The organism is Burkholderia sp. L-4 (genome assembly GCF_056856535.1).
In genome coordinates, this window is sequence record NZ_JBXEOX010000002.1 from 1,164,836 (window position 1) to 1,184,034 (window position 19,199).

General features: G+C 64.8%; 22 protein-coding genes and 1 pseudogene. 18 read left to right on the forward strand and 5 right to left on the reverse strand.

Annotated features, from left to right (window positions below):
• The first annotated feature begins 230 nt into the window (after positions 1-230).
• Positions 231-1,358, forward strand: coding sequence for an aminotransferase class V-fold PLP-dependent enzyme (locus tag AC1VVG_RS22075; RefSeq protein WP_482836269.1), 1,128 nt, complete (start codon positions 231-233; stop codon positions 1,356-1,358).
• Positions 1,359-1,623: 265 nt separating this feature from the next.
• A complete protein-coding gene (locus tag AC1VVG_RS22080; RefSeq protein ID WP_049028879.1) occupies positions 1,624-2,088 on the forward strand; it encodes a GNAT family N-acetyltransferase in 465 nt (154 codons plus the stop codon).
• Between the two features lie 90 nt (positions 2,089-2,178).
• Here AC1VVG_RS22080 and AC1VVG_RS22085 read toward each other — a convergent pair whose 3' ends face one another.
• Entirely contained in the window at positions 2,179-2,469 is a 291-nt protein-coding gene (locus tag AC1VVG_RS22085; protein ID WP_482837246.1) for a hypothetical protein, read from the reverse strand.
• Between AC1VVG_RS22085 and AC1VVG_RS22090 the strand changes: the two are divergent.
• The 3 genes and pseudogenes from AC1VVG_RS22090 to AC1VVG_RS22100 form a co-directional block, all read left to right on the forward strand.
• A pseudogene (locus tag AC1VVG_RS22090) lies at positions 2,422-2,571 on the forward strand (cupin domain-containing protein); the annotation flags it as partial. The gene AC1VVG_RS22085 and the pseudogene AC1VVG_RS22090 sit on opposite strands and share 48 nt — an antisense overlap.
• A gap of 27 nt (positions 2,572-2,598) precedes the next feature.
• On the forward strand, positions 2,599-3,069 hold the full coding sequence (locus AC1VVG_RS22095; protein WP_226103885.1) for a helix-turn-helix domain-containing protein: 471 nt from the start codon (positions 2,599-2,601) through the stop codon (positions 3,067-3,069).
• An 87-nt stretch (positions 3,070-3,156) separates the two neighbouring features.
• On the forward strand, positions 3,157-4,074 hold the full coding sequence (locus AC1VVG_RS22100; RefSeq protein ID WP_482836270.1) for an alpha/beta hydrolase: 918 nt from the start codon (positions 3,157-3,159) through the stop codon (positions 4,072-4,074).
• A 34-nt stretch (positions 4,075-4,108) separates the two neighbouring features.
• Here the strand turns inward: AC1VVG_RS22100 and AC1VVG_RS22105 are convergent, their stop codons facing one another.
• Positions 4,109-4,537, reverse strand: coding sequence for a VOC family protein (locus AC1VVG_RS22105; protein ID WP_034188425.1), 429 nt, complete (start codon positions 4,535-4,537; stop codon positions 4,109-4,111).
• A gap of 621 nt (positions 4,538-5,158) precedes the next feature.
• On the opposite strand from AC1VVG_RS22105, the gene AC1VVG_RS22110 reads away from it, so the two are divergent.
• From AC1VVG_RS22110 to AC1VVG_RS22135, 6 genes are all read left to right on the forward strand, one after another.
• The gene (locus tag AC1VVG_RS22110; RefSeq protein ID WP_034188424.1) at positions 5,159-5,530 is read left to right on the forward strand and encodes a VOC family protein; all 372 of its coding nucleotides are present in this window, start codon (positions 5,159-5,161) and stop codon (positions 5,528-5,530) included.
• 74 nt (positions 5,531-5,604) lie between these two features.
• Positions 5,605-5,832: a hypothetical protein gene (locus AC1VVG_RS22115; protein WP_482836272.1), complete on the forward strand. Its 228-nt coding sequence runs from the start codon at positions 5,605-5,607 to the stop codon at positions 5,830-5,832.
• Between the two features lie 13 nt (positions 5,833-5,845).
• Positions 5,846-6,133, forward strand: a complete 288-nt coding sequence (locus AC1VVG_RS22120; protein WP_080287844.1) for a hypothetical protein — start codon at positions 5,846-5,848, stop codon at positions 6,131-6,133.
• 110 nt (positions 6,134-6,243) lie between these two features.
• Entirely contained in the window at positions 6,244-6,687 is a 444-nt protein-coding gene (locus AC1VVG_RS22125; RefSeq protein ID WP_034188422.1) for a hypothetical protein, read from the forward strand.
• Positions 6,688-6,772: 85 nt separating this feature from the next.
• Complete coding sequence (locus tag AC1VVG_RS22130) at positions 6,773-7,285, forward strand: GNAT family N-acetyltransferase (RefSeq protein ID WP_049028876.1); 513 nt, start codon at positions 6,773-6,775, stop codon at positions 7,283-7,285.
• A 117-nt stretch (positions 7,286-7,402) separates the two neighbouring features.
• On the forward strand, positions 7,403-8,083 hold the full coding sequence (locus tag AC1VVG_RS22135; RefSeq protein ID WP_482836274.1) for a hypothetical protein: 681 nt from the start codon (positions 7,403-7,405) through the stop codon (positions 8,081-8,083).
• Between the two features lie 4 nt (positions 8,084-8,087).
• Here AC1VVG_RS22135 and AC1VVG_RS22140 read toward each other — a convergent pair whose 3' ends face one another.
• The gene (locus AC1VVG_RS22140; protein ID WP_049028874.1) at positions 8,088-9,059 is read right to left on the reverse strand and encodes a LysR substrate-binding domain-containing protein; all 972 of its coding nucleotides are present in this window, start codon (positions 9,057-9,059) and stop codon (positions 8,088-8,090) included.
• Positions 9,060-9,194: 135 nt separating this feature from the next.
• Here AC1VVG_RS22140 and AC1VVG_RS22145 point away from each other — a divergent pair, with 135 nt between their 5' ends.
• The 5 genes from AC1VVG_RS22145 (at position 9,195) to AC1VVG_RS22165 (ending at position 14,411) form a co-directional block, all read left to right on the forward strand.
• Positions 9,195-11,495, forward strand: a complete 2,301-nt coding sequence (locus AC1VVG_RS22145; protein ID WP_069704467.1) for an NADP-dependent malic enzyme — start codon at positions 9,195-9,197, stop codon at positions 11,493-11,495.
• Between the two features lie 130 nt (positions 11,496-11,625).
• A complete protein-coding gene (locus AC1VVG_RS22150; protein WP_034188417.1) occupies positions 11,626-12,009 on the forward strand; it encodes a hypothetical protein in 384 nt (127 codons plus the stop codon).
• A 311-nt stretch (positions 12,010-12,320) separates the two neighbouring features.
• Positions 12,321-13,520 carry an aminotransferase-like domain-containing protein gene (locus tag AC1VVG_RS22155; protein WP_124670108.1) on the forward strand — a complete coding sequence of 400 codons (1,200 nt, stop codon included), beginning with the start codon at positions 12,321-12,323 and terminating at the stop codon, positions 13,518-13,520.
• A 12-nt stretch (positions 13,521-13,532) separates the two neighbouring features.
• Positions 13,533-13,724: a hypothetical protein gene (locus AC1VVG_RS22160; RefSeq protein ID WP_482836276.1), complete on the forward strand. Its 192-nt coding sequence runs from the start codon at positions 13,533-13,535 to the stop codon at positions 13,722-13,724.
• 96 nt (positions 13,725-13,820) lie between these two features.
• Positions 13,821-14,411, forward strand: coding sequence for a pyridoxamine 5'-phosphate oxidase family protein (locus AC1VVG_RS22165; protein WP_049035274.1), 591 nt, complete (start codon positions 13,821-13,823; stop codon positions 14,409-14,411).
• 34 nt (positions 14,412-14,445) lie between these two features.
• Here AC1VVG_RS22165 and gcvA read toward each other — a convergent pair whose 3' ends face one another.
• Positions 14,446-15,339, reverse strand: coding sequence for a transcriptional regulator GcvA (gene gcvA / locus AC1VVG_RS22170; RefSeq protein WP_069704470.1), 894 nt, complete (start codon positions 15,337-15,339; stop codon positions 14,446-14,448).
• 134 nt (positions 15,340-15,473) lie between these two features.
• Here gcvA and AC1VVG_RS22175 point away from each other — a divergent pair, with 134 nt between their 5' ends.
• Positions 15,474-16,178, forward strand: a complete 705-nt coding sequence (locus AC1VVG_RS22175) for an SDR family oxidoreductase (RefSeq protein ID WP_034188601.1) — start codon at positions 15,474-15,476, stop codon at positions 16,176-16,178.
• Between the two features lie 201 nt (positions 16,179-16,379).
• A complete protein-coding gene (locus AC1VVG_RS22180; protein WP_482836279.1) occupies positions 16,380-17,657 on the forward strand; it encodes an epoxide hydrolase family protein in 1,278 nt (425 codons plus the stop codon).
• A 53-nt stretch (positions 17,658-17,710) separates the two neighbouring features.
• Here the strand turns inward: AC1VVG_RS22180 and AC1VVG_RS22185 are convergent, their stop codons facing one another.
• On the reverse strand, positions 17,711-19,096 hold the full coding sequence (locus tag AC1VVG_RS22185; protein WP_482836280.1) for an aminotransferase-like domain-containing protein: 1,386 nt from the start codon (positions 19,094-19,096) through the stop codon (positions 17,711-17,713).
• Positions 19,097-19,199: the final 103 nt, after the last annotated feature.

A 19,199-nucleotide genomic window follows, 5' to 3' on the forward strand; every position in this document is an offset into this window, starting at 1 on the left:
CTGGTCGACATGTTATGGGCGGATGGCCGCACGCGTCGTTAACCCTTACACGGAACAGGGCTACGCGCGCGGCACGGGCCGGCGGACAAAATATGCCCCAATCGGCCGGCGGCGTTCGTTAGAATCTGCTTTCGTCGAGGAAATGACGCATCCGCATGGGTGCGGAGCAGTATCGAATCGCAGGCGCCGCGCGCCGCGGTTCCATCGTTCATCTTTCACCGGAGGCGAGCATGCCAGGTTTACTTCCCGATGTTGACCGCGAGGGGCTCCTCGAATATTCGGTGGTGTACACCGATCGCTCGGTCAACCACATGTCGCAGCGCTTTCAGGGCGTCATGCGCGACATTTCCGCCACGCTGAAGAAGGTCTACCACGCGAAGGCGGTCGCGATCGTCCCGGGCAGCGGCACGTTCGGCATGGAAGCCGTGGCGCGGCAGTTCGCGACCAACAGGAAGTGCCTCGTGATCCGCAACGGCTGGTTCAGTTACCGCTGGTCGCAGATCTTCGACATGGGCGGCATTCCGTCCGAAACCACGGTGCTGAAAGCGCGTCCGGTCGAAGCGGGCCGGCAGGCCGCCTATGCGCCGGCGCCGATCGACGAAGTGGTCGCCGCGATCAACGAGCACAGGCCGGATCTGGTGTTTGCGCCGCACGTCGAAACGGCTTCCGGGATGATGCTGCCCGACGGGTATCTGCGCGCGGTGGCCGATGCCGTGCATGCGGTCGGCGGGATGTTCGTGCTCGATTGCATTGCGTCGGGCACCGTCTGGGTCGACATGCAGGCGAGCGGCGTCGATATCCTGATCAGCGCGCCGCAGAAAGGCTGGAGCGCGTCGCCGTGTTGCGCGATGATCATGTTCAGCCCGCTTGCGCGCGAACGCATCGATTCGACGACCAGCACCAGCTTCGCGTGCGATCTGCGCAAGTGGCTGCAGATCATGGAGGCGTACGAGGGCGGCGGGTTTGCGTATCACGCGACGATGCCGACCGACAGCCTCACGACGCTGCGCGACGTGATGAAGGAAACCGACGCGTACGGTTTCGACAAGGTAAAGGCCGAGCAGCTCGAACTGGGCGAGCGCATTCGTGCGCTGCTGGCGGAGAAGGGGTTCAGGAGCGTGGCGGCGGCAGGGTTCGAGGCGCCGGGTGTCGTGGTCAGCTATACGGACGACGACGGGATTCGAACCGGGAAGAAGTTCGCGGATGTCGGGTTGCAGATCGCGGCCGGGGTGCCGCTGCAGTGCGACGAGCCGGAGGACTTCAAGACGTTCCGGCTGGGGTTGTTCGGTCTCGACAAGCTGCACGATGTCGATGGCGCGGTCGAGCGGTTCTCGGATGCGTTGAACCGGATTCTTTGACGCGGTTGTTCGGCGCGGGCGCGCACCGGATCGTTGCCGGGACGGTGCGCGGTGGCGTGCGCTGTCCTGGTCTAGCGGTCCCGAATGGGCACGGTGAGTTTCGATGCCGACCCACTCGACCACGTGATCGTTCGAGCGGTTTCCGCCTCCACCGGTGACTACGCCGAGTTCCGCCTGCTTCAACGCGTCGTCCAGCGCCTGATGCCTCCGACAGAGGCATGCCGCGCATGGCCGTCGGTCTTTACCGACCGGGAAAGGAGACCGGATGCACCGCCGATTTGTCATTCGTGCCGGCCGGCCCGCCGATGCAGACGCACTCACGAAACTGGCATTTCTTTCGAAAGCGCACTGGGGCTACCCCGAGGCGTGGCTGGATCTTTGGCGAGCCGATCTCACGGTGACGCCCGAGATGATCGAAAGCTCGATGGCGTACGTGGCCGAAACGGAAGAACGGATCATCGGGTTCTGGGTGAGGGCTGCGACCGATTCCGATGCGCTTACGCGCGGATGGCTGTTCGTTCATCCGGATCATATGGGGCAGGGCGTCGCACGTGCGCTATGGTCCGCGCTCAGGAAGGAAGCCGCCGCGAAGGGAATCGGAAGCTTCGTGATCGAGGCAGATCCCAACGCCGTGCCGTTCTATATGGCGCTCGGCGCGGAGAAGATTGCCGAGAAAGAGTCGACGCTCATTCCGGGCAGATGGGTTCCGATCCTGCGGGTACCCGTGTGATTTGGCGACGTGGTGCAATCATCGGGGCGACCGAACGGAATTCCACGCTGCAGGCGGACCCGTGTCGTTTGTCCGACTCGCGCGACCGCATCACCCGGCCATCCCGCGCAAATGAAAGGACGCGCGATGCAGGGCGAAGGTAAAGCGATCATGCTCGACGCGACGGCCCACCCGAAGCGGACTGGCCGCGCATACGCGCCGAAGAGCACCGATCCGCGCGATTACCAGCACGCACCGGGTATCGCGGCAGTCATGCCGAAAGCATTTCCCGACGGTTTCGTCGTCGCGGAACACCAGCATCCGCGCGCGCAACTCGTCTACACGACGACGGGCATAGCCGAAGTCCGTGCGAGCCAGTCGCTGTGGATGATCCCGCCGCATCGCGCACTCTGGATTCCACCGGACCTTCCGCATGCGATGCGTGCACACGGCCTCCTCGAAATGCGAACGGCGTACGTCGACCCGCGCGCGTACCCGTCGGCTTATCCGAATCAACCGAGACTGGTCGAGGTGTCGCCGCTGCTGCGTGAACTGATCGTGCGCGCGTCGTCCCTGCCGATCGACACGCATCCCGCCGGACGCGACGATCTCGTCATCCAGCTCATGCTCGCTGAAATCGAATGGTCGCCCGAGCAGCCGTTAAGGCTTCCGTCTGGCCGGGACCGGCGGCTTGCACGCGTCTGCGATGCCATCCTGTCGGATCCGGCCGATCAACGAACGCTGACGGAATGGGCCGGTGAAGTCGGTGCGTCGAGCCGAACCTTGGCGCGGTTGTTCCAGGCCGAAACGGGCTTGTCGTTCAGCCAGTGGCGACAACAAGCGCGTATTTCAGCCGCGCGCCCGCTGCTGGCGTCGGGTTGCTCGGTGATCGCCGTCGCGGCCGAACTGGGCTACGAAACGACGAGCGCATTCTCGACCGTGTTTCGCCGCTTCACCGGCATGACGCCGAGCGCTTACGCGAAATTGTCCGATTCGGCGTAGCACACGTCTTACCGGAACACGCGGGACATGGCGTGCGGGCATATCGTGTCGGTCATCGAATCCACCGACCGAATGAGGCCAGCCGACATGACGCGCCACGACATCGAATTCCCGTCCGAATCCACGACGCTGCGGGGCTGGTTCTACGTGCCGACGCGGCGCGTCGCCGACAGCGAAACGTATCCTGCCATCGTGATGGCGCACGGCTTTTCGGCCGTGAAGGAGCAGTATCTGGACCGCTACGCGGAGGTGTTCGCCGCGAGTGGTTTTGCCGTGCTGCTCTACGACCACAAGAACTTCGGCGCGAGCGACGGGCTGCCCCGTCAGGAAATCGACCCCGTACAACAGAAGCGCGGCTATCGTGATGCGATCAGCTACCTGCTGACGCGTGCCGATGTCGATGGCGAACGCATCGGTATCTGGGGCACCAGCTACAGCGGCGGCCACGTGCTCGAAGTCGCCGCGATCGACCGGCGCGTGAAATGCGTGGTGTCGCAGGTGCCGACGATCAGCGGATACCAGTCGGGCTTGCGCCGCACGCGTTCCGATCTCGTGCCGGCAATGCTGGCGCGTTTTGACGAAGACCGCAGGCAGCGCTTCGCGGGCAGCGCGCCGGCCATGTTGCCGGCCGTCAGTGCCGACCCGTCGGCTGCGTGCGCGATGGCCGGCGCGGATGCGTACCGGTTCTTCACCGAATCGGCCGCGCAGTTTGCGCCGAGCTGGCGAAACGAAGTGACGTTACGCAGTGCGGAGATGTCCCGCGAGAACGAACCGGGCCAGTACGTCGACCGCATCTCGCCGACGCCACTGCTGATGATCGTCGCCGATCAGGACGTGTTGACGCCGACCGACCTGTGCCTCAAGGCATGGGCAAACGCACTCGAACCGAAGCGCCTGCTCCAGATCAAGGGCGGGCATTTCACGCCGTATATCGAGCACTTCGACGCAACCAGTCGGGCAGCGGCGGAATGGTTCACGCAGCATCTGGGCGGCGTGCCGACCTGAGCCCGCGCGCGTCCGACCGGCGCCGCCGTTGGCGCTATGCGTGCCGCTTCGGGTTCCACGCCTTGTGGACGAACTCGAGCCGATTGCCGTCGAAGTCGGCGACGTTCGCCGCGTAGTAGCCGCGGGCGAAGTAGGTGCGATCCGCCGGTTTTCCCTCATCGATGCCGCCGGCCTGGAGCGCGGCTGCGTAGGCGGCGTCGACCCGTTCGTTGGAGTCGCAGACGATCCCGAGATACAGCCCCGTCTCGCCGGGTTTGCGCTGGCGCAGCCAGATACTCGATCCGACCGCGGTGCCCTTGCCGTACACGTCGTCGCCGATGCCGTAGAGATCGGGGACGCCCTCGGGGCCCGACGCGGAGTCGTAGTTGCCGAAGATGCGCCAGCCGAGCGGTTTCAACGCTGCGGCGTAGAAGGCCAGCGACTTGTCGATGTCGGTGACGGAGAGGTAGACGTGGTCGATCATTGGGCCGCCTTTTTCGGTGTGGGTGTGCGGGGTTGGGACATCACGCTATCGGACCATAACAAACCGGCGATGCGCTGCACAGCGCCGACGATGGTCAAGCGCGGTCGCGCGGCAATGGGGCTCACAAATGACGTGCCGCAAACCGGCGCTGACGCCAGCCGTTGCTTCGTCATATGAAGTAATAGCTGTAATCCCGCATGAAATCTTCTTTCCGGTGACTCGGGCTAGACTGGTCGCGCCTTGTCCCCCCCAAGGCGTTTGGTGACTTCCGCTCGGCCCGCGCTTTCCGGCGCGGGCCTATTTTTTCGAGCGGGTGCTGTCGGCGCTCGAGTGAGCGCCAACCGGATGCGCATGGTTTTTTCGAATCCTTTCAGGTGAGCAAGGTATCGACATGCGATCGTCAGGTATCCGCAGGATCTCGCCAATGTCACGTCGCGTCGCGTGACGGCCCGGTATGGGGTGAGCGGGTGTTCCTTGTATCCCGCTCATTGGCCCGACGTTGTCGGGCCTTTTTTGTTGGTGAGCGAAGAGGTGTACTGCTGCAGGCAGTGTGTGGCACCATCGCGGTGGTCTCGACATCACACCCGGGTGCAGGCCCGCCCATCTATCCGAGGGGATCTCATGTTTGACCACGTCAAATTCGGCGTCAGCGACTTTGCCGCCAGCAAGGCGTTTTTCCTCAAGGCGCTTGCACCGATCGGGGCAGTGACCGTGGGCGAGGGCGAGCCTTCTTACGGTATCGAGATCAGTACGCCCGCCAAGGCCTCGTTGTGTCTGTTCCAGTCGGACGAGAAACCGGCGCATCTCCACATCGCGTTCGTGGCCGACAATCGGCAGCAAGTCGATGCGTTCTATCGCGCGGCGCTGGAGGCGGGCGGGAAGGACAACGGCGCGCCCGGGCTGCGGCCGCATTATCACGCGAACTACTACGCGGCATTCGTCATCGGGCCGGATGGGCACAATATCGAGGTGGTGTGTCATCAGGCGGAGTAATCGTCGGCGGCTGGCCGATGTCGTCGAAACCATGAACTGACGTATGCATCCGGCATGCACGGGAGTCTCGCGGGATGAGTGACATCGCCATCGATATACCTTTTCCGGTCATCGCGATTATCGTCGGCGCCATCTACTGGCCGGCGACGCTTGCTATCGGGGCGGTCGGCCTGTATTTCGGCGTGACGCGTCTGAGTGGAATCGGGCGCGTGGTCTGTGTCGTCGTTGCGCTGGTGTTTATCGTCGATGCCGGCGTGGGGATCTATGAATCGCTCAGGCAGAGTTTGAGTGCTTCAGCCTGATTGGAGCAGTACGATGGCGTATCGATTTCAGGTGGCGTCGAATGTCCTTCGCGACGGGTTGGGTGTTGAGCTAACCGACACGGAGGGAAATGTGCTCGCCGAAGTGTTCAGATGCGACGCCGACCATACCCTGACGGTTTCATTGTTTTGCGACGCGCTGCCGTTTGCGCAAGTGGAGAAATTGGTTCTATTGGCACGGGACGAACTGGTTGCATTTGAAGATGGAACGCCGCTGCCGATTCGTATGGACCGCCACGATTCGTCACCCGGCTGTCACAACCTGAGAGATGGAAACGGATAACGATCGATAGCGATGTATGCGGCATTGCGAGTGAGCTACACTCGGCCGACAATCTGCACAGACGATTCAAATAATACCGGGGCGGGGGCCATCGGCCTCCCGAAAAGACGATGCCAATCAGCAAGCTGAAGGCCATGCCGGCGTTTCACACGGACGCGCCGCCGCAGATCCGTCATGCCGTCGCGCTCTTCGCGATTGTCTGGCTCATCGAGGTCGGATGTGCTGTCTGGCTTCAGAGGCTGGGTTTCGATCAACTTGGTGAAGTGCCCGCGGAAAAGGCAACGCTGATGCGTAAGGGCATTGCCCTGATCGCCGTGGTCCAGGCATTCTGGCTGCTCTTGAACGCGAGCCTGATCATCGGCCTTTGCCAGCGACAAAAGCTGGCGCGAACGCTGGAACTGATACTCACGATTGTCACGACGCTAGCCTTCATCGTGATGGCGCCCCCGTTCAGGATGACTCTGTTCGAAGTGTCCTTTTTCGCCAATGCGATTGCGACCGTGCTCATTTATTCGGGCCCATGTTCACGCTGGTTCCAGGGTACGACTTCGTAAGGTCGTTACGTTTGTTATTGCGAATGCGGGTCGGCGAGATGAAGGCCGTCGTGCGACGCCGCGAAGATTCAACGGAAAGACGAGCGTGAATTCGAATGACATCCGCCGAGCCACGGCAGACGACGTACCGGCACTTACGCAGATCCGGAACGATGCGCACGCAAAGAAAGTCGCGCATGGCGACTATGTGTGGGGCAAGGAGGGTGACGGCTTCTCCGAGCGGTGGGTACGAAACCATGTCGCCGAGAAATCGGTGTATGTCGTCGAACAGAACGGTACGTTGGTCGGAACGTTCTCGCTGAGTTTCGACGATGATCCGCACTGGGGGCCGCAAGAACCGGTCGCCGGTTACGTGCACGGGCTATGTGTGCGGCAAGGTTTCAACGGGCTCGGGATCGGCGGCGTCATGCTCGATTGGTGCGTCCGCGAGGTGAGCCGCATCGACCGGCGTTTCGTTCGACTCGACTGCGCTGCCGAAAACACCAAGCTCTGCGCTTATTACGAATCGCTCGGCTTCGTCCGCGTGGGGATCAAGTCGGATGGCCGCGACTGGTCGTTGTACGAGAAACCGGTTGCCCCGCACCGACCGGAACGTTGAAGGGTTTCTCTCACGCACTTCGTCGAAGCGAATGAAACCGGCGATGCGCCTTTTTGCCAGAACCGGCCAGATCATCGACAATCTGCAGCCGTCAAAAAAATCAGAGAGAGAGGGTGTATGCGCAGGACCGGCAAGATGTTCGCGGCAATCTTGAGTCTGGCAGTCGTCGGCATTGCCGGCGTTCGGGCGGCCTCCGCCGGCGAATCCGCATTTCCGCGCTACACGCAGACGGAAGGCCAGCTCGATAGCGACGGGCTCCCGCTTTCCGGCGTGAAGCTCTGCATGCTTCCCGACCATGCGCCGTGCTTCGAGATGCCGCCGGCGCCGCTTCCCGGTTCGTCCCGGGAGGTGTACCAGTTCGGCCTGAATCCTCGCTCCGAACGGCTGCCGATCGCATCGGGCGGCTCGTGGGTGTTCTTCTCGGGGATGTTCTCGGGCGGCGGCAGCGGGATGCTGGAGCGTGTGGCCGTCCTGCGTGTCGGCCCGAATGGCAAGATCGAGAACCTGATGCCCAAAGTGACCGGAACGGAGATGGCCGACCGCGCGATGTGGAAGCTGCCGGACGTTTCGCCCTACCCGGTGTTTGTCCGCGCGGACTATATCTGGGAGAAGGACGAGGATCATTTCGGCAAGCACTTCTTCGAAGTCGACGCGTGGGTGTTCGATCCCGCCGCCAATCAATATGCGAAGCGTTTTTCCTACCGCACAACCAGGCGCTACGACCGCGGCGAGGGCTCGGACCACGTGTTGAGTGCCGAGCGCGCGGAAATCCTGCGCCGCCTCGCCGCGAGCAAATAGCCGCTTATCGCTGCATGTCCCCGTACGTCTCCTTGCACACCGCGCGCAGCGCGTCGACGAGCAGATCGCGCGCGGGCGAGCGCGAATCGGCGGAGCGGGTAAACAGCGCGATCGGCGGCAGCGTCCACACGAGCGAGTAAGGCACGATCGCCACGCCGGCAATCCGCACCAGTTCTTCCGCGATATCGGCCGGCACGATCGACACGGCCTCGTCGCTCGACGCGATCATTTCGCCGATCAGCTTCGACGAGTAGCTTTCGACGATCGGCACGGGCGGCGCGATGCCGGCCGACAGGAACAGGTCGGTCACCTGTTCGCGCATCGGCGTATGCGGCGCGCCGAGAATCCAGTCGAGCGCGTGCAGCTTGTGCCAGTCCAGCGGCATGCGCGCGAGCTTGGCCGCCAGCCGCCGGCTCGCGATCACGCGCGGCTGCTGCTGGTACAGCACTTCGAACGAAACCTGCCCCAGATCGATCGCCGACGACGCGCGACCGATCACGATGTCGACGCCGTGATCCCTGAGTTGCAACAGCAGCTGATCGCTGGTGCCTTCGTGAATCGTCACGGTCAGCCGCCGTTCCATCCGTGCCTGCAACCGCTTCAGCGCCGCCGACAGCAGCTGGCCGGAGATGAACGGAATCACGCCGATGTGCAGATGGGCCGCGTGCCCGGCGGCGACGGCCTCCATTTCGCGGGCGAGGTGGTCGAGATCCTTGATCATCGCCTTCGCGCGCTCCAGCACGACCGTGCCGAGCGCGGTGGGCCGCATGCCGCGCGACGAGCGCTCGAACAGCGGCGTGCCGAACATGCTCTCCAGCTCGGACAGCGCGTTCGTCACGGCCGGCTGGCTGCTGGCCATGTGCTCGGCGACACGCGTCAGCGACCCGTGCTGCTGGATCTGCAGCAACAGCACCAGATGCCGAATCTTCAGACGCGCGCCCAGCCGCCTGACCACGTCGTTTGCGTCAAAATTCATTGACTGGTCATGTATTCATCAGGAAAAAGTGATGGGCCGATATTAAAACAGAATCATCACGTTATGGCAGATCCCTAGAATCACCTCCATGGATCGCGCCGGGACTGGCCTGGCGCCCACGCCGGGACCCAAAACATGAAACAGACAGAGACACAGCAACAGGCCGCGTTCGACTATCACGAGTTTCCGACCCCCGGGAAAATCTCGGTCGTGGCGAGCAAGCCGCTGGTGACCCAGCGCGATCTGGCGCTGGCCTATACGCCCGGCGTGGCGAGCGTGTGCGAGTCGATTGCCGCCGATCCGCTGCAGGCGCACCGCTTCACAAGCCGCGGCAACCTGGTCGGCGTGATCACGAACGGCACCGCGGTGCTCGGCCTCGGCAACATCGGCCCGCTCGCATCGAAGCCGGTGATGGAAGGCAAGGCCGTCCTGTTCAAGAAGTTCGCCGGGATCGACGTGTTCGACATCGAGATCAACGAGACCGATCCGGACAAGCTGGTCGACATCATTGCCGGCCTCGAACCCACGTTCGGCGGCATCAACCTCGAGGACATCAAGGCGCCGGAATGCTTCACGGTCGAGCAGAAGCTGCGCGAACGCATGAAGATTCCCGTCTTCCACGACGATCAGCACGGCACCGCGATTACCGTTTCCGCCGCGTTCATCAACGGGCTGAAGGTCGTCGGCAAGTCGATCAAGGACGTGAAGGTCGTGACGTCGGGCGCCGGAGCAGCCGCGCTGGCGTGCCTGGACCTGCTGGTCGACCTCGGGCTGCCGGTGGAAAACGTCTGGGTGACCGACATCGAGGGCGTCGTCTATCGCGGCCGCACCGTGCTGATGGACCCGGCCAAGTCGCGCTTCGCGCAGGAAACGGATGCGCGCAAGCTGGCCGAAGTGATCGGCGGCGCGGATGTGTTCCTGGGGCTGTCGGTCGGCGGCATCCTCACGGCCGAGATGCTGAAGGCGATGGCGGCGCGTCCGCTGATTCTCGCGCTGGCCAACCCGACGCCGGAAATCTTCCCGGAACTGGCGCACGAGACGCGCGACGACGTCGTCATCGCGACGGGCCGCTCGGACTATCCGAACCAGGTCAACAACGTGCTGTGCTTCCCGTACATTTTCCGCGGCGCGCTGGATGTGGGCGCGACGACGATCACGCGCGAAATGGAAATCGCCGCGGTGCACGCGATCGCGGGGTTGGCGGAGGAAGAGCAGAACGAAGTGGTCGCGGCGGCCTACGGCGCGTACGACGTGTCGTTCGGCGCGCAATACCTGATTCCGAAGCCGTTTGACCCGCGCCTGATCGTGCGAATCGCGCCGGCCGTGGCCAAGGCGGCGATGGAAGGCGGCGTGGCGACGCGCCCGCTCGAGAATCTCGACGCGTATGTCGAGCAGCTGCAGCAGTTCGTCTATCACTCGGGCGCGTTCATGAAGCCGCTGTTCGCGACCGCGCGTCGGCTCGTGCGTGACGGCGGCAAGGCGCGGATCGTGTTCACCGAGGGCGAAGACGAGCGCGTGCTGCGTGCGGTACAGGTGATCGTCGACGAGAAGCTTGCGCGTCCGATCCTGGTCGGGCGTCCGGAGGTGCTGCTGGCGCGCATCGAGCGGTTCGGCCTGCGCCTGCGACTCGGTCAGGATGTCGAAGTGACCAATCCGGAGTATGACGAACGCTTCCCGCAGTACTGGACGAAGTATTGGGAACTGCGTTGCCGCGACGGCATTTCGAAGGAAATGGCGCGCGTGGAAATGCGCCGCCGCCTCACGCTGATCGGCGCGATGATGGTGCAGCTCGGCGATGCGGACGGGATGATTTGCGGGACGGTGGGCGAGTATCACAATCACCTGCGGTTCGTGGACGAAGTGATCGGCAAGAAGCCCGGTGCGTCGACCTACGCGGCGATGAACATCCTGCTGCTCGATCAGCGGACGGTCGCGCTGGTGGATACGCACGTCAACGACAACCCCGATGCGGAGCAGATCGCGGAATTCACGATCGCGGCGGCCCGGCAGATGGAATGGCTGAACCTGACGCCGAAGGTTGCGCTGCTGTCGCGGTCGAACTTCGGGTCGGGAAGCGCGGCCTCGGGCGTGAAGATGCGCCGGGCGCTGGAGATCATGCGGGAACAGGCGCCGGATATCGAGGCGGATGGCGAGATGCATGGCGACTGTGCGCTGGATGAAGGGCTGCGTGCGAAGCTGCTGCCGATGTCGCCGCTGAAGGGCGCGGCGAACTTGCTGGTTTGTCCGAATGTCGACGCCGGTAACATCGCGTACAACCTGCTCAAGACCGAGGCGGGGAGCAATGTGGCGGTGGGGCCGTTCCTGCTCGGCGTCAATGCGCCGGTGAACATCCTGACTTCGAGCGCCACCGTGCGGCGGATCGTGAATATGGCCGCGTTGACGGTGATCGAGGCGAATCGGGGTGTGGGTGGTTGATTGAATGGCGGGGGCGGTTACGGCCGCCCCTTGTTCGTGCGCATCTGGCCGTTACGAGCCAGCCGGATTCGCTGCGTCTGCCCGGGGGCGGCCCGTGCGATGATGTGCCATGACCAGCATGAGAAATGGAATGACGACTACATTTGACGAGGCGACCACGGCGGCGATCGCCGCGTTTGCCCAACTGGATCTCCACACGGCCGTGCAAGCGATGCGCGCCGAGGCCGATTACGACTACGAACGCGACCAGTGGATCTCGCGCTATATCGACGAGCACGGCGGCGGCGAGGACGATGCAGCCTACGATGCCTTGCACGCGCAGGCCCAGGCCACTCCGGAATACGCGCAGTTCGTCGATACGGTTCGCCGGGAAATCCTGGCGTACTTCGGCGTGACCGACGATCAACTGGACTGGATGATCCTGCTGCGCGATGACGACAGCGATGCGCTTTGGGCGGAGGTCAACCGGCAGCGGAGCGCGTTGGGAACGGGTGAGGTGCGCGGGGATCTCTGATCTTCGTGTTCCATCTGTGCCGGCTTGTCAGAAATTTCAACCATGTCGGCCGAGCGAAGCGCATCGGTCGGGCGAGCGTCACGCTCGCTTTTTTTTGATGTTCGTCTACCTGTCAACAACCCGGCCTCACTCCGTCTAAACCCGGGATTTAATGACCAAACCGCAAGACCTAGTGCATAGATATCGTTTGCCGAGCCCTTAATGACTATCGACAATCGTGGCTCGAATTCACTGCCGCGGCGCCAAAAGCGCCCCGGCGGTTGGCACTCGACGGCTATCCCGGCCGCCCGTGCCCTCCAGCTCACGACGACATGTACGCGTTCACTCCCTCATTCCAGAATCCCGCCGGCTCGCCGATCCGCGAACTGTTCAAGTACCTGTCCGAACCGGGCATGATTTCCTTCGCGGGCGGCTATCCGGCCAGCGACCTGTTCGACGTCGACGGCCTGAACGCGGCCGCCGAGCGCGCATACGCACAGCCCGTCCGCTGCCTGCAATACGGCCCGACCGACGGCCTCGCCGAACTGAAGCAGCAACTGATCGCGCTGATGGCGCGTCGCGGCGTCGCGTGCACGCCGGCCGAACTGCTCGTCACGACCGGCTCGCAGCAGGGCCTCGACCTGCTGCTGCGCGTGATGGTGTCGCCCGGCGACGTCGTGCTGACCGAACAGCCGGCTTATCCGGCCACGCTGCAGGCGATGCGTCTGCAGCAGGCGCGCATCGTGACGATCCCCGTCGACGGTGAAGGGCTCGACGTCGACCGTCTTGCCGAGCAACTCGCCTCCGGCGCGATCGCGCAACCGAAGCTGCTTTACACCGTTCCGACCTTCGCGAACCCCACCGGCGCGACGCTCACGCGCGAACGCCGGCTGAAGCTGCTGCGTCTCGCGGTGCAATACCGTTTCCTGGTCATCGAGGACGATCCGTACGGCGACCTGCGTTTCGCGGGCGAGGCCGTGCCGTCGATGCTCGCGCTGGCCGGTGAAGTGGACGGCGCGCGCGACTGGATCGTGCATTTCGCGAGCCTGTCGAAGATCGTCGCGCCGGGGCTGCGCGTGGGCTGGACGATCGCGCCGGCCGAGATCGCGCGGCGCTGCGTGATCGCGAAGCAGACGGTCGACCTGTGCAGCGCGCCGTGGACGCAGGCGACCGCCGCCGAATACCTGGCCGACGGCGCGCTCGAACGCCACTTGCCGCGCATCACGGCCGCGTACCAGCGCAAATGCGACGCGATGTGCGACGCGCTGCGCGACGGGTTCGGCGATGCGATCGAATTCCACCGTCCCGAAGGCGGGATGTTCGTGTGGGCGCGGATCGGCGCGGTGCCGTCGGACGTGCTGCTGCAACAGGCGATCGCCAACAAGATCGTGTTCGTTCCCGGCAAGGCGTTTTTCGCGGACAACGTCGACGCAGCGTCGCTGCGCCTGTCGTTCGCCGCGCCGGACGTCGATGCGATCCGGGAAGGCGTCGCGCGCCTCGTGCGCGCTTACGGCGCGGCGCTGGCCGCGTGAGGAGACATCAACGTGAATATCACCGTCAACGAAACGGCATCGACGGGCGCGGCGTCAGTCACGAGCGACAAGCGGCCGCCCAGGCATCGCTCGTCGCAGATCAGCGCGGGGCCGCAATACGTGGCCGACGTGCTCGGCCGCTTCGGCGCGGAGCCGGCGTCCGATGCGGGCGATGTCGCCCCGGCCGTGCTCGGCTATAACTGACCGGCACAAGCACGGCGGCCCGCGTCGCACGCGAGCCGCCGCTGAAACAACCGGTTAAGCTGGTGCGATCGAAACACCGACGATCGCCATCGCCTCATGTCCGACCCGACTTCCGAATCGCTCGCGCAAACCTACGACCGCCTCTGGTCCTGTCTCGAAACCGGCGTCGGCGCGCGGCGCTCGCCGTTCACGATGCTGCAGGCCGCCACGCTCGGCCTCGACGGCACGCCGAAGGTCCGGACGATCGTATTGCGTCAGGTGAGCCGGGCCGATCGCGTGCTGTCGTTTCATACCGATGCGCGCTCGGAGAAAGTCGCGGAGTTGCGCCGCGATCCACGCTTCTCGATCGTTGCGAACGATCTCGACGCGCTCGTGCAGATTCGCGCGCAAGGCATTGCATCGATCTGCGAAGACGAAGCACAACGGCGTGCGATCTGGGCGTCGAGCCGTCCGCATACGCTGCTGCTGTATCGCGCGCCGTTGCCGCCCGGCACGCCGATCGCGTCACCGGAACAAGCGCATATCGACGGCACCGCACCATCCGGCGACGGCTACGAAAACTTCTGCCTGATCCACATGACGGTCACGCGCATCGACTGGCTCGAACTCGCGCGAACGGGGCATCGCCGGGCGGTGTTCGATCTGAACGGTGAAAGCGGCTACGAGGCGCGCTGGATCGCTCCCTGACGCTGATGCAGGACGATCAAGGTACTTGAAGCACTCAAGGCCGCCCGTCCGACGCTGCCTGCCCGGTCATCCACTCGCGCATCACCGCGATCGCATCGTCGTCGCGCCGCTCGGCCGGATACACGAGATAGAACCCCATCGACAGCGGAAACGCGAAATCGAACGGCTTGCACAGCCTGCCGGCCGCGATGTCGCGCTCGACGAGCGGCTCGGTCGCGAGCGCGACGCCCTGGCCGGCGACGGCCGCATCGATCGCGAGCGACGTCTGGTTGAAGCGCAGCCCCTTGTGCGGATCGACGTCGACCGGTTCGGGCAGCGCCGCAAGAAACTCGGGCCACAGGTCGTGCGCGTCATGCAGCAGCACCTGGCCGAGGAGCGCACGCGGCGAAGCCGGCGCAGCGAGCAGCGCCGGGCTGCACACGGCGCACACGTCGAGCGGAAACAGCGCATGCGCGACGAGATGCTTGCCGAACGGCGGCTTGCCGTAGCGGATCGCGAGATCGACGCCGTCGTGGCGGAACGTCGCGATCTGCGGGTCGGCGATCACGCGCACGTCGTAGTCGGGATGGGCCTCGGTGAACCGCGCGAGCCGCGGGATCAGCCACTTCGACGCGAACGACGGCGTCGTGCTGATCGTCAGCGCGGCACGCCGCTTCACGAGCTTGTCGGTCGCGTCGGCGATCGCGTGCAGCGCGCGCTGCACGTCGGAGAAATACGCGGCGCCGTCGTGCGTGAGCGCGAGGCCACGCGGCAGGCGCTCGAACAGCTTCAGGCCGAGCACGTCCTCGAGGTGGCGCACCTGCTGCGCGACGGCGCCCTGCGTGACGCCGATCTCGTCGGCCGCGGCGCGGAAATTGAGGTGCCGCGCGGATACCTCGAACGCGCGAAGCGCATTCAGCGGCGGCAGTCGGGAAGGGCGTGGCGGCATCGTCAGACTGTAGAAAAACTATCGACTGGCGGCAGAAATACTGGTTCGACAGTCGGATTCGATGCGCCTACATTACCACCATGGCGGGCCGAACGGCGGCTGCGCGGCAACGGAATCGGAACGAGGAGCAAATCGTGACTGTAGAAAAAGTGGCGTTGATCACGGCGGCAGGCAAGGGCATGGGCGCGGCGATCGCGCGCGAACTGGCGGCGACGGGCTATCGCGTCGCGCTGATGTCGCCGTCGGGCAGCGCGGTGGCGCTCGGCGAGGAACTCGGCGGCTTCGGCATCCAGGGCTCGGTGACGGAAGAAGCCGATATCGACAGGCTCGTGCAGGAAACGGTCGCCCGCTACGGCCGGATCGACGCGGTCGTGAACAACACCGGCCATCCGCCGAAAGGCGACCTGCTGGCGATCACCGACGACAACTGGCATGCGGGGCTCGACCTGATCCTGCTGAACGTGGTGCGCGTGATGCGCCGCGTGACGCCGATCTTCCAGAAGCAGGGCGGTGGCGCGGTGGTCAACATCTCGAGCTTCGCGGCGGATGCGCCCGAGCAGCCGATGCCGGTGTCGTCGGCGCTGCGCGCGGCGCTGAGCGCGTGGACGCGGCTGTACGCGGAACGCTATGCGGCCGAGAACATCCGGATGAACGCGGTGCTGCCGGGCTTCATCGACAGCTGGCCGGAAACGCCGGAGATCGTCGCGCGCATTCCGGCCGGCCGCTTCGGCAAGACCGGCGAGATCGCGAAGACGGTCGCGTTCCTGCTGTCGGACGGCGCGGGCTACATCACCGGGCAGAACATTCGCGTCGACGGCGCGATCGTCAAGGCGCTCTGAGCGTCGCGCGGGCGAGCGGGCGCGGCGCGGGCCGCTCGCCATGCAGCGACTACAAACGCGTACAAATCAGACAAATCCGGGATACATCAGACCTTTCAAATGGGCGACGCCGTGTGACGAGGGCGCGCCGGATCGAAAGCCTGGGCGCGATCCCGCGCGCGGCATGTTCACTTTCCACTTCACGAAAGGAGATGCCGAACGATGTCTTCCACACCGTTTTCCCCGCTGCGTCGCCACCTGCTGGCCACTTCCGTGGCCGCCGGCGTCTCGGCGATGCTGCCCACCGCGCTGCATGCCGCAACCGGCGCGAGCGGCATACGCCCGTTCACCGCGCACATTCCCGACGAAGCCGTGGCCGACCTGCGCCGCCGCATTGCCGCGACACGCTGGCCGGGCCGCGAGACCGTCGCCGACGAATCGCAGGGCGTGCGGCTCGCGCGCATGCAGGCGCTGTTGCGCTACTGGGGCACCGATTACGACTGGCGCAAGGGCGAGGCGCGCCTGAACGGTTTCCCGATGTTCATCACGGAAATCGACGGGCTCGACATTCATTTCATCCACGTACGCTCGCGGCACGAGAACGCGATGCCGATGATCATGACGCACGGCTGGCCGGGTTCGATCTTCGAGCTGCTGAAGGCGATCGGCCCGCTGACCGACCCGACCGCGCACGGCGCGAGCGCCGACGATGCGTTCCACGTCGTCGTGCCGTCATTGCCGGGTTTCGGTTTCTCGGGCCGGCCGACGAAAACCGGCTGGGGCTCCGACCACATCGCGCGGGCATGGGGCGAACTGATGGCGCGGCTCGGTTATACGCGCTTCGTGTCGCAGGGCGGCGACTGCGGCTCGGTGATCTCGCATCGGATGGCGATGCAGCGCGTGCAGGGGCTGGCCGGGATTCACGTGAACATGCCGGCGACGGTGCCGCCGGATATCGCGACGCTGCTCGCGACCGATGCGCCCGCGCCGGCTTCGCTGTCGCCGAAGGAGCGGGCCGCGTACAAGCAGCTCGCGACGTTCTATCGCGACAACTGCGGCTACTCGGCGATGATGGTCACGCGTCCGCAGACGGTCGGTTATGCGCTCGCGGATTCGCCGTCCGGGCAGGCTGCGTGGATGTACGACAAAATTTCGCAATGGACATACAGCGGCGGCGTGCCCGAACGCTCGATCCCGCGCGACGAGATTCTCGACGACATTTCGTTGTACTGGCTGACGAACACGGCGACGTCGGCCGCGCAGATCTACTGGGAGGATCACTCGAACAACTTCAACGCGGTGGATATCTCGTTGCCGGCCGCGATCACGGTGTTTCCGGGCGAGATCTATCAGGCGCCGCGCAGCTGGGCCGAGCGCAGTTATCACAACCTGATCTACTTCAACGAAGTCGACAAGGGCGGGCACTTCGCGGCATGGGAGGAGCCGGCGTTGTTTGCGCGTGAAGTGCGGGCCGGGTTCCGGCTGTTGCGGCGCGGGTAAGCGGGGTTGCACGACGAATGCGGGCCGGGCGGTGGTGCGGCCCGCATTCGTTTTCAGGCAACCGCCTGCAAGGCCTGCGCAAACCGCTTGTCCGCCAGATACGCAACGTTAAAGCGGCAATACTTCGACGGCCGATCGGCCTGCGGCGAAAACACCGCACCGGGGGCGAGGATCACGCCGCGCGCCAGCATCGCCTGCGCGAGCTGCATCGAATCGGGCCAGCCGGGCAGCGCGGCCCACAGATACAGGCTCTGGTCGCAGGACCGATAGACCTCCGCGCCAAGACGCCCGAGCGCATCGAGCGCGTTGCCGGTCGCGCGTCGCAGCTTCTCCTGAAGGTGATTCGTATGCCTGAGAAAGTGCCCGTCGCTGACGATCGCGTCGAGCGTGCGTTCGCAGTACTCCGAGCTGCTGACATGCGTCAGCATCTTCACGTCGGCCAGGTCGCTCGCAAGCGCCGCATTGCACGCAAGGAACCCGACACGCAGCGCAGCCGACACCGATTTCGAGAAACTGCCGATATAGATGGTCCGGCGCAGCTGGTCGAGCGTCGCGATGCGCGTGAGCGAGCGCGGCCGCAGGTCGGCGAGCGCGTCGTCCTCGACGATGATCAGGTCGTGCGCATCGGCGAGCTGCAGAATGCGGTGCGCCTTGGCCGCGCTCGTATCGGTCGCGGTCGGGTTGTGGCCGACCGATTGCGTGAAGAACAGCTTCGGCCGGTGCGTCGCGACAAGTTCGGCCAGCTGCGCGACATCGGGGCCGTCGATCTCGCGCGGCACGCCGACGATGTTCGCGCCGCTCAGCTTCAGCTTGCCGAACAGCGGGTAGTAGCCGGGATCGTCGACGAGCACGGTATCGCCGGGGCGCACGAAGTAGCGCAGCACCAGGTCCATCGCCTGGTTCGCGCCGTGCGTGAGCACGATCTGCGCGGGCGGTGCCTCGATTTCGTAGCCGGCGAGCTTCTGCTGCAGCGACTGGCGCAGCGGCAGGTAGCCGAAGCGGCTGCCGTAGCGGAACAGCGACGCGGCGCTCGTGCGCATGATGCGCTGCTGGTACTGGTTCAGCCGTGTTTCCTCGAGCCATTCGATCGGCGGGAAGCCTTCGCCGAGATTGAGCACATCGGGCTTCACGTGCAACTGCTCGCGCATCAGCCACACGATGTCCATCGCGCGGTCGAGCGAGCTCGGTTCGTCGATGTCGGGCGCGGCTGCCGCGCGACGCGTCACGAAGAAGCCCGAGCCGCGGCGCGGCTCGATCAGGCCGTCGGCCGCGAGCATCTCGAATGCACTGATCACCGTGTTCTTCGAGCAGCCGGACGCCTCGGCGTATTCCCTGATGGAGGGCAGTTTCGCGCCGGCCGGCAACACGCCTTCCTCGATCTGTCTGGCGAGATTGTCCGCCATCGCGCCAGACAGGCTGGCTCTTGCACGCTGTTTCATCGGCATGTTCCGTTGGGCCGGCCCACTGTCATGGGTACGGTTGGGTGACTGTCTGCGTCGTCTGTACCTTTTCAAAGGGTACAGCGTGACTATTATTCGGCTA

Coding starts and splice junctions, on each gene's coding strand:
- gcvA (WP_069704470.1), bottom strand. CDS start 15,339: ATGCCGCCACGCCCTTCCCGACTGCCGCCGCTGAATGCGCTTCGCGCG.
- AC1VVG_RS22140 (WP_049028874.1), bottom strand. CDS start 9,059: ATGAATTTTGACGCAAACGACGTGGTCAGGCGGCTGGGCGCGCGTCTG.
- AC1VVG_RS22155 (WP_124670108.1), top strand. CDS start 12,321: ATGTACGCGTTCACTCCCTCATTCCAGAATCCCGCCGGCTCGCCGATC.
- AC1VVG_RS22120 (WP_080287844.1), top strand. CDS start 5,846: ATGGCGTATCGATTTCAGGTGGCGTCGAATGTCCTTCGCGACGGGTTG.
- AC1VVG_RS22180 (WP_482836279.1), top strand. CDS start 16,380: ATGTCTTCCACACCGTTTTCCCCGCTGCGTCGCCACCTGCTGGCCACT.
- AC1VVG_RS22135 (WP_482836274.1), top strand. CDS start 7,403: ATGCGCAGGACCGGCAAGATGTTCGCGGCAATCTTGAGTCTGGCAGTC.
- AC1VVG_RS22080 (WP_049028879.1), top strand. CDS start 1,624: ATGCACCGCCGATTTGTCATTCGTGCCGGCCGGCCCGCCGATGCAGAC.
- AC1VVG_RS22165 (WP_049035274.1), top strand. CDS start 13,821: ATGTCCGACCCGACTTCCGAATCGCTCGCGCAAACCTACGACCGCCTC.
- AC1VVG_RS22085 (WP_482837246.1), bottom strand. CDS start 2,469: ATGCGGCGGGATCATCCACAGCGACTGGCTCGCACGGACTTCGGCTAT.
- AC1VVG_RS22125 (WP_034188422.1), top strand. CDS start 6,244: ATGCCAATCAGCAAGCTGAAGGCCATGCCGGCGTTTCACACGGACGCG.
- AC1VVG_RS22145 (WP_069704467.1), top strand. CDS start 9,195: ATGAAACAGACAGAGACACAGCAACAGGCCGCGTTCGACTATCACGAG.
- AC1VVG_RS22100 (WP_482836270.1), top strand. CDS start 3,157: ATGACGCGCCACGACATCGAATTCCCGTCCGAATCCACGACGCTGCGG.
- AC1VVG_RS22150 (WP_034188417.1), top strand. CDS start 11,626: ATGACGACTACATTTGACGAGGCGACCACGGCGGCGATCGCCGCGTTT.
- AC1VVG_RS22185 (WP_482836280.1), bottom strand. CDS start 19,096: ATGAAACAGCGTGCAAGAGCCAGCCTGTCTGGCGCGATGGCGGACAAT.
- AC1VVG_RS22110 (WP_034188424.1), top strand. CDS start 5,159: ATGTTTGACCACGTCAAATTCGGCGTCAGCGACTTTGCCGCCAGCAAG.
- AC1VVG_RS22115 (WP_482836272.1), top strand. CDS start 5,605: ATGAGTGACATCGCCATCGATATACCTTTTCCGGTCATCGCGATTATC.
- AC1VVG_RS22105 (WP_034188425.1), bottom strand. CDS start 4,537: ATGATCGACCACGTCTACCTCTCCGTCACCGACATCGACAAGTCGCTG.
- AC1VVG_RS22075 (WP_482836269.1), top strand. CDS start 231: ATGCCAGGTTTACTTCCCGATGTTGACCGCGAGGGGCTCCTCGAATAT.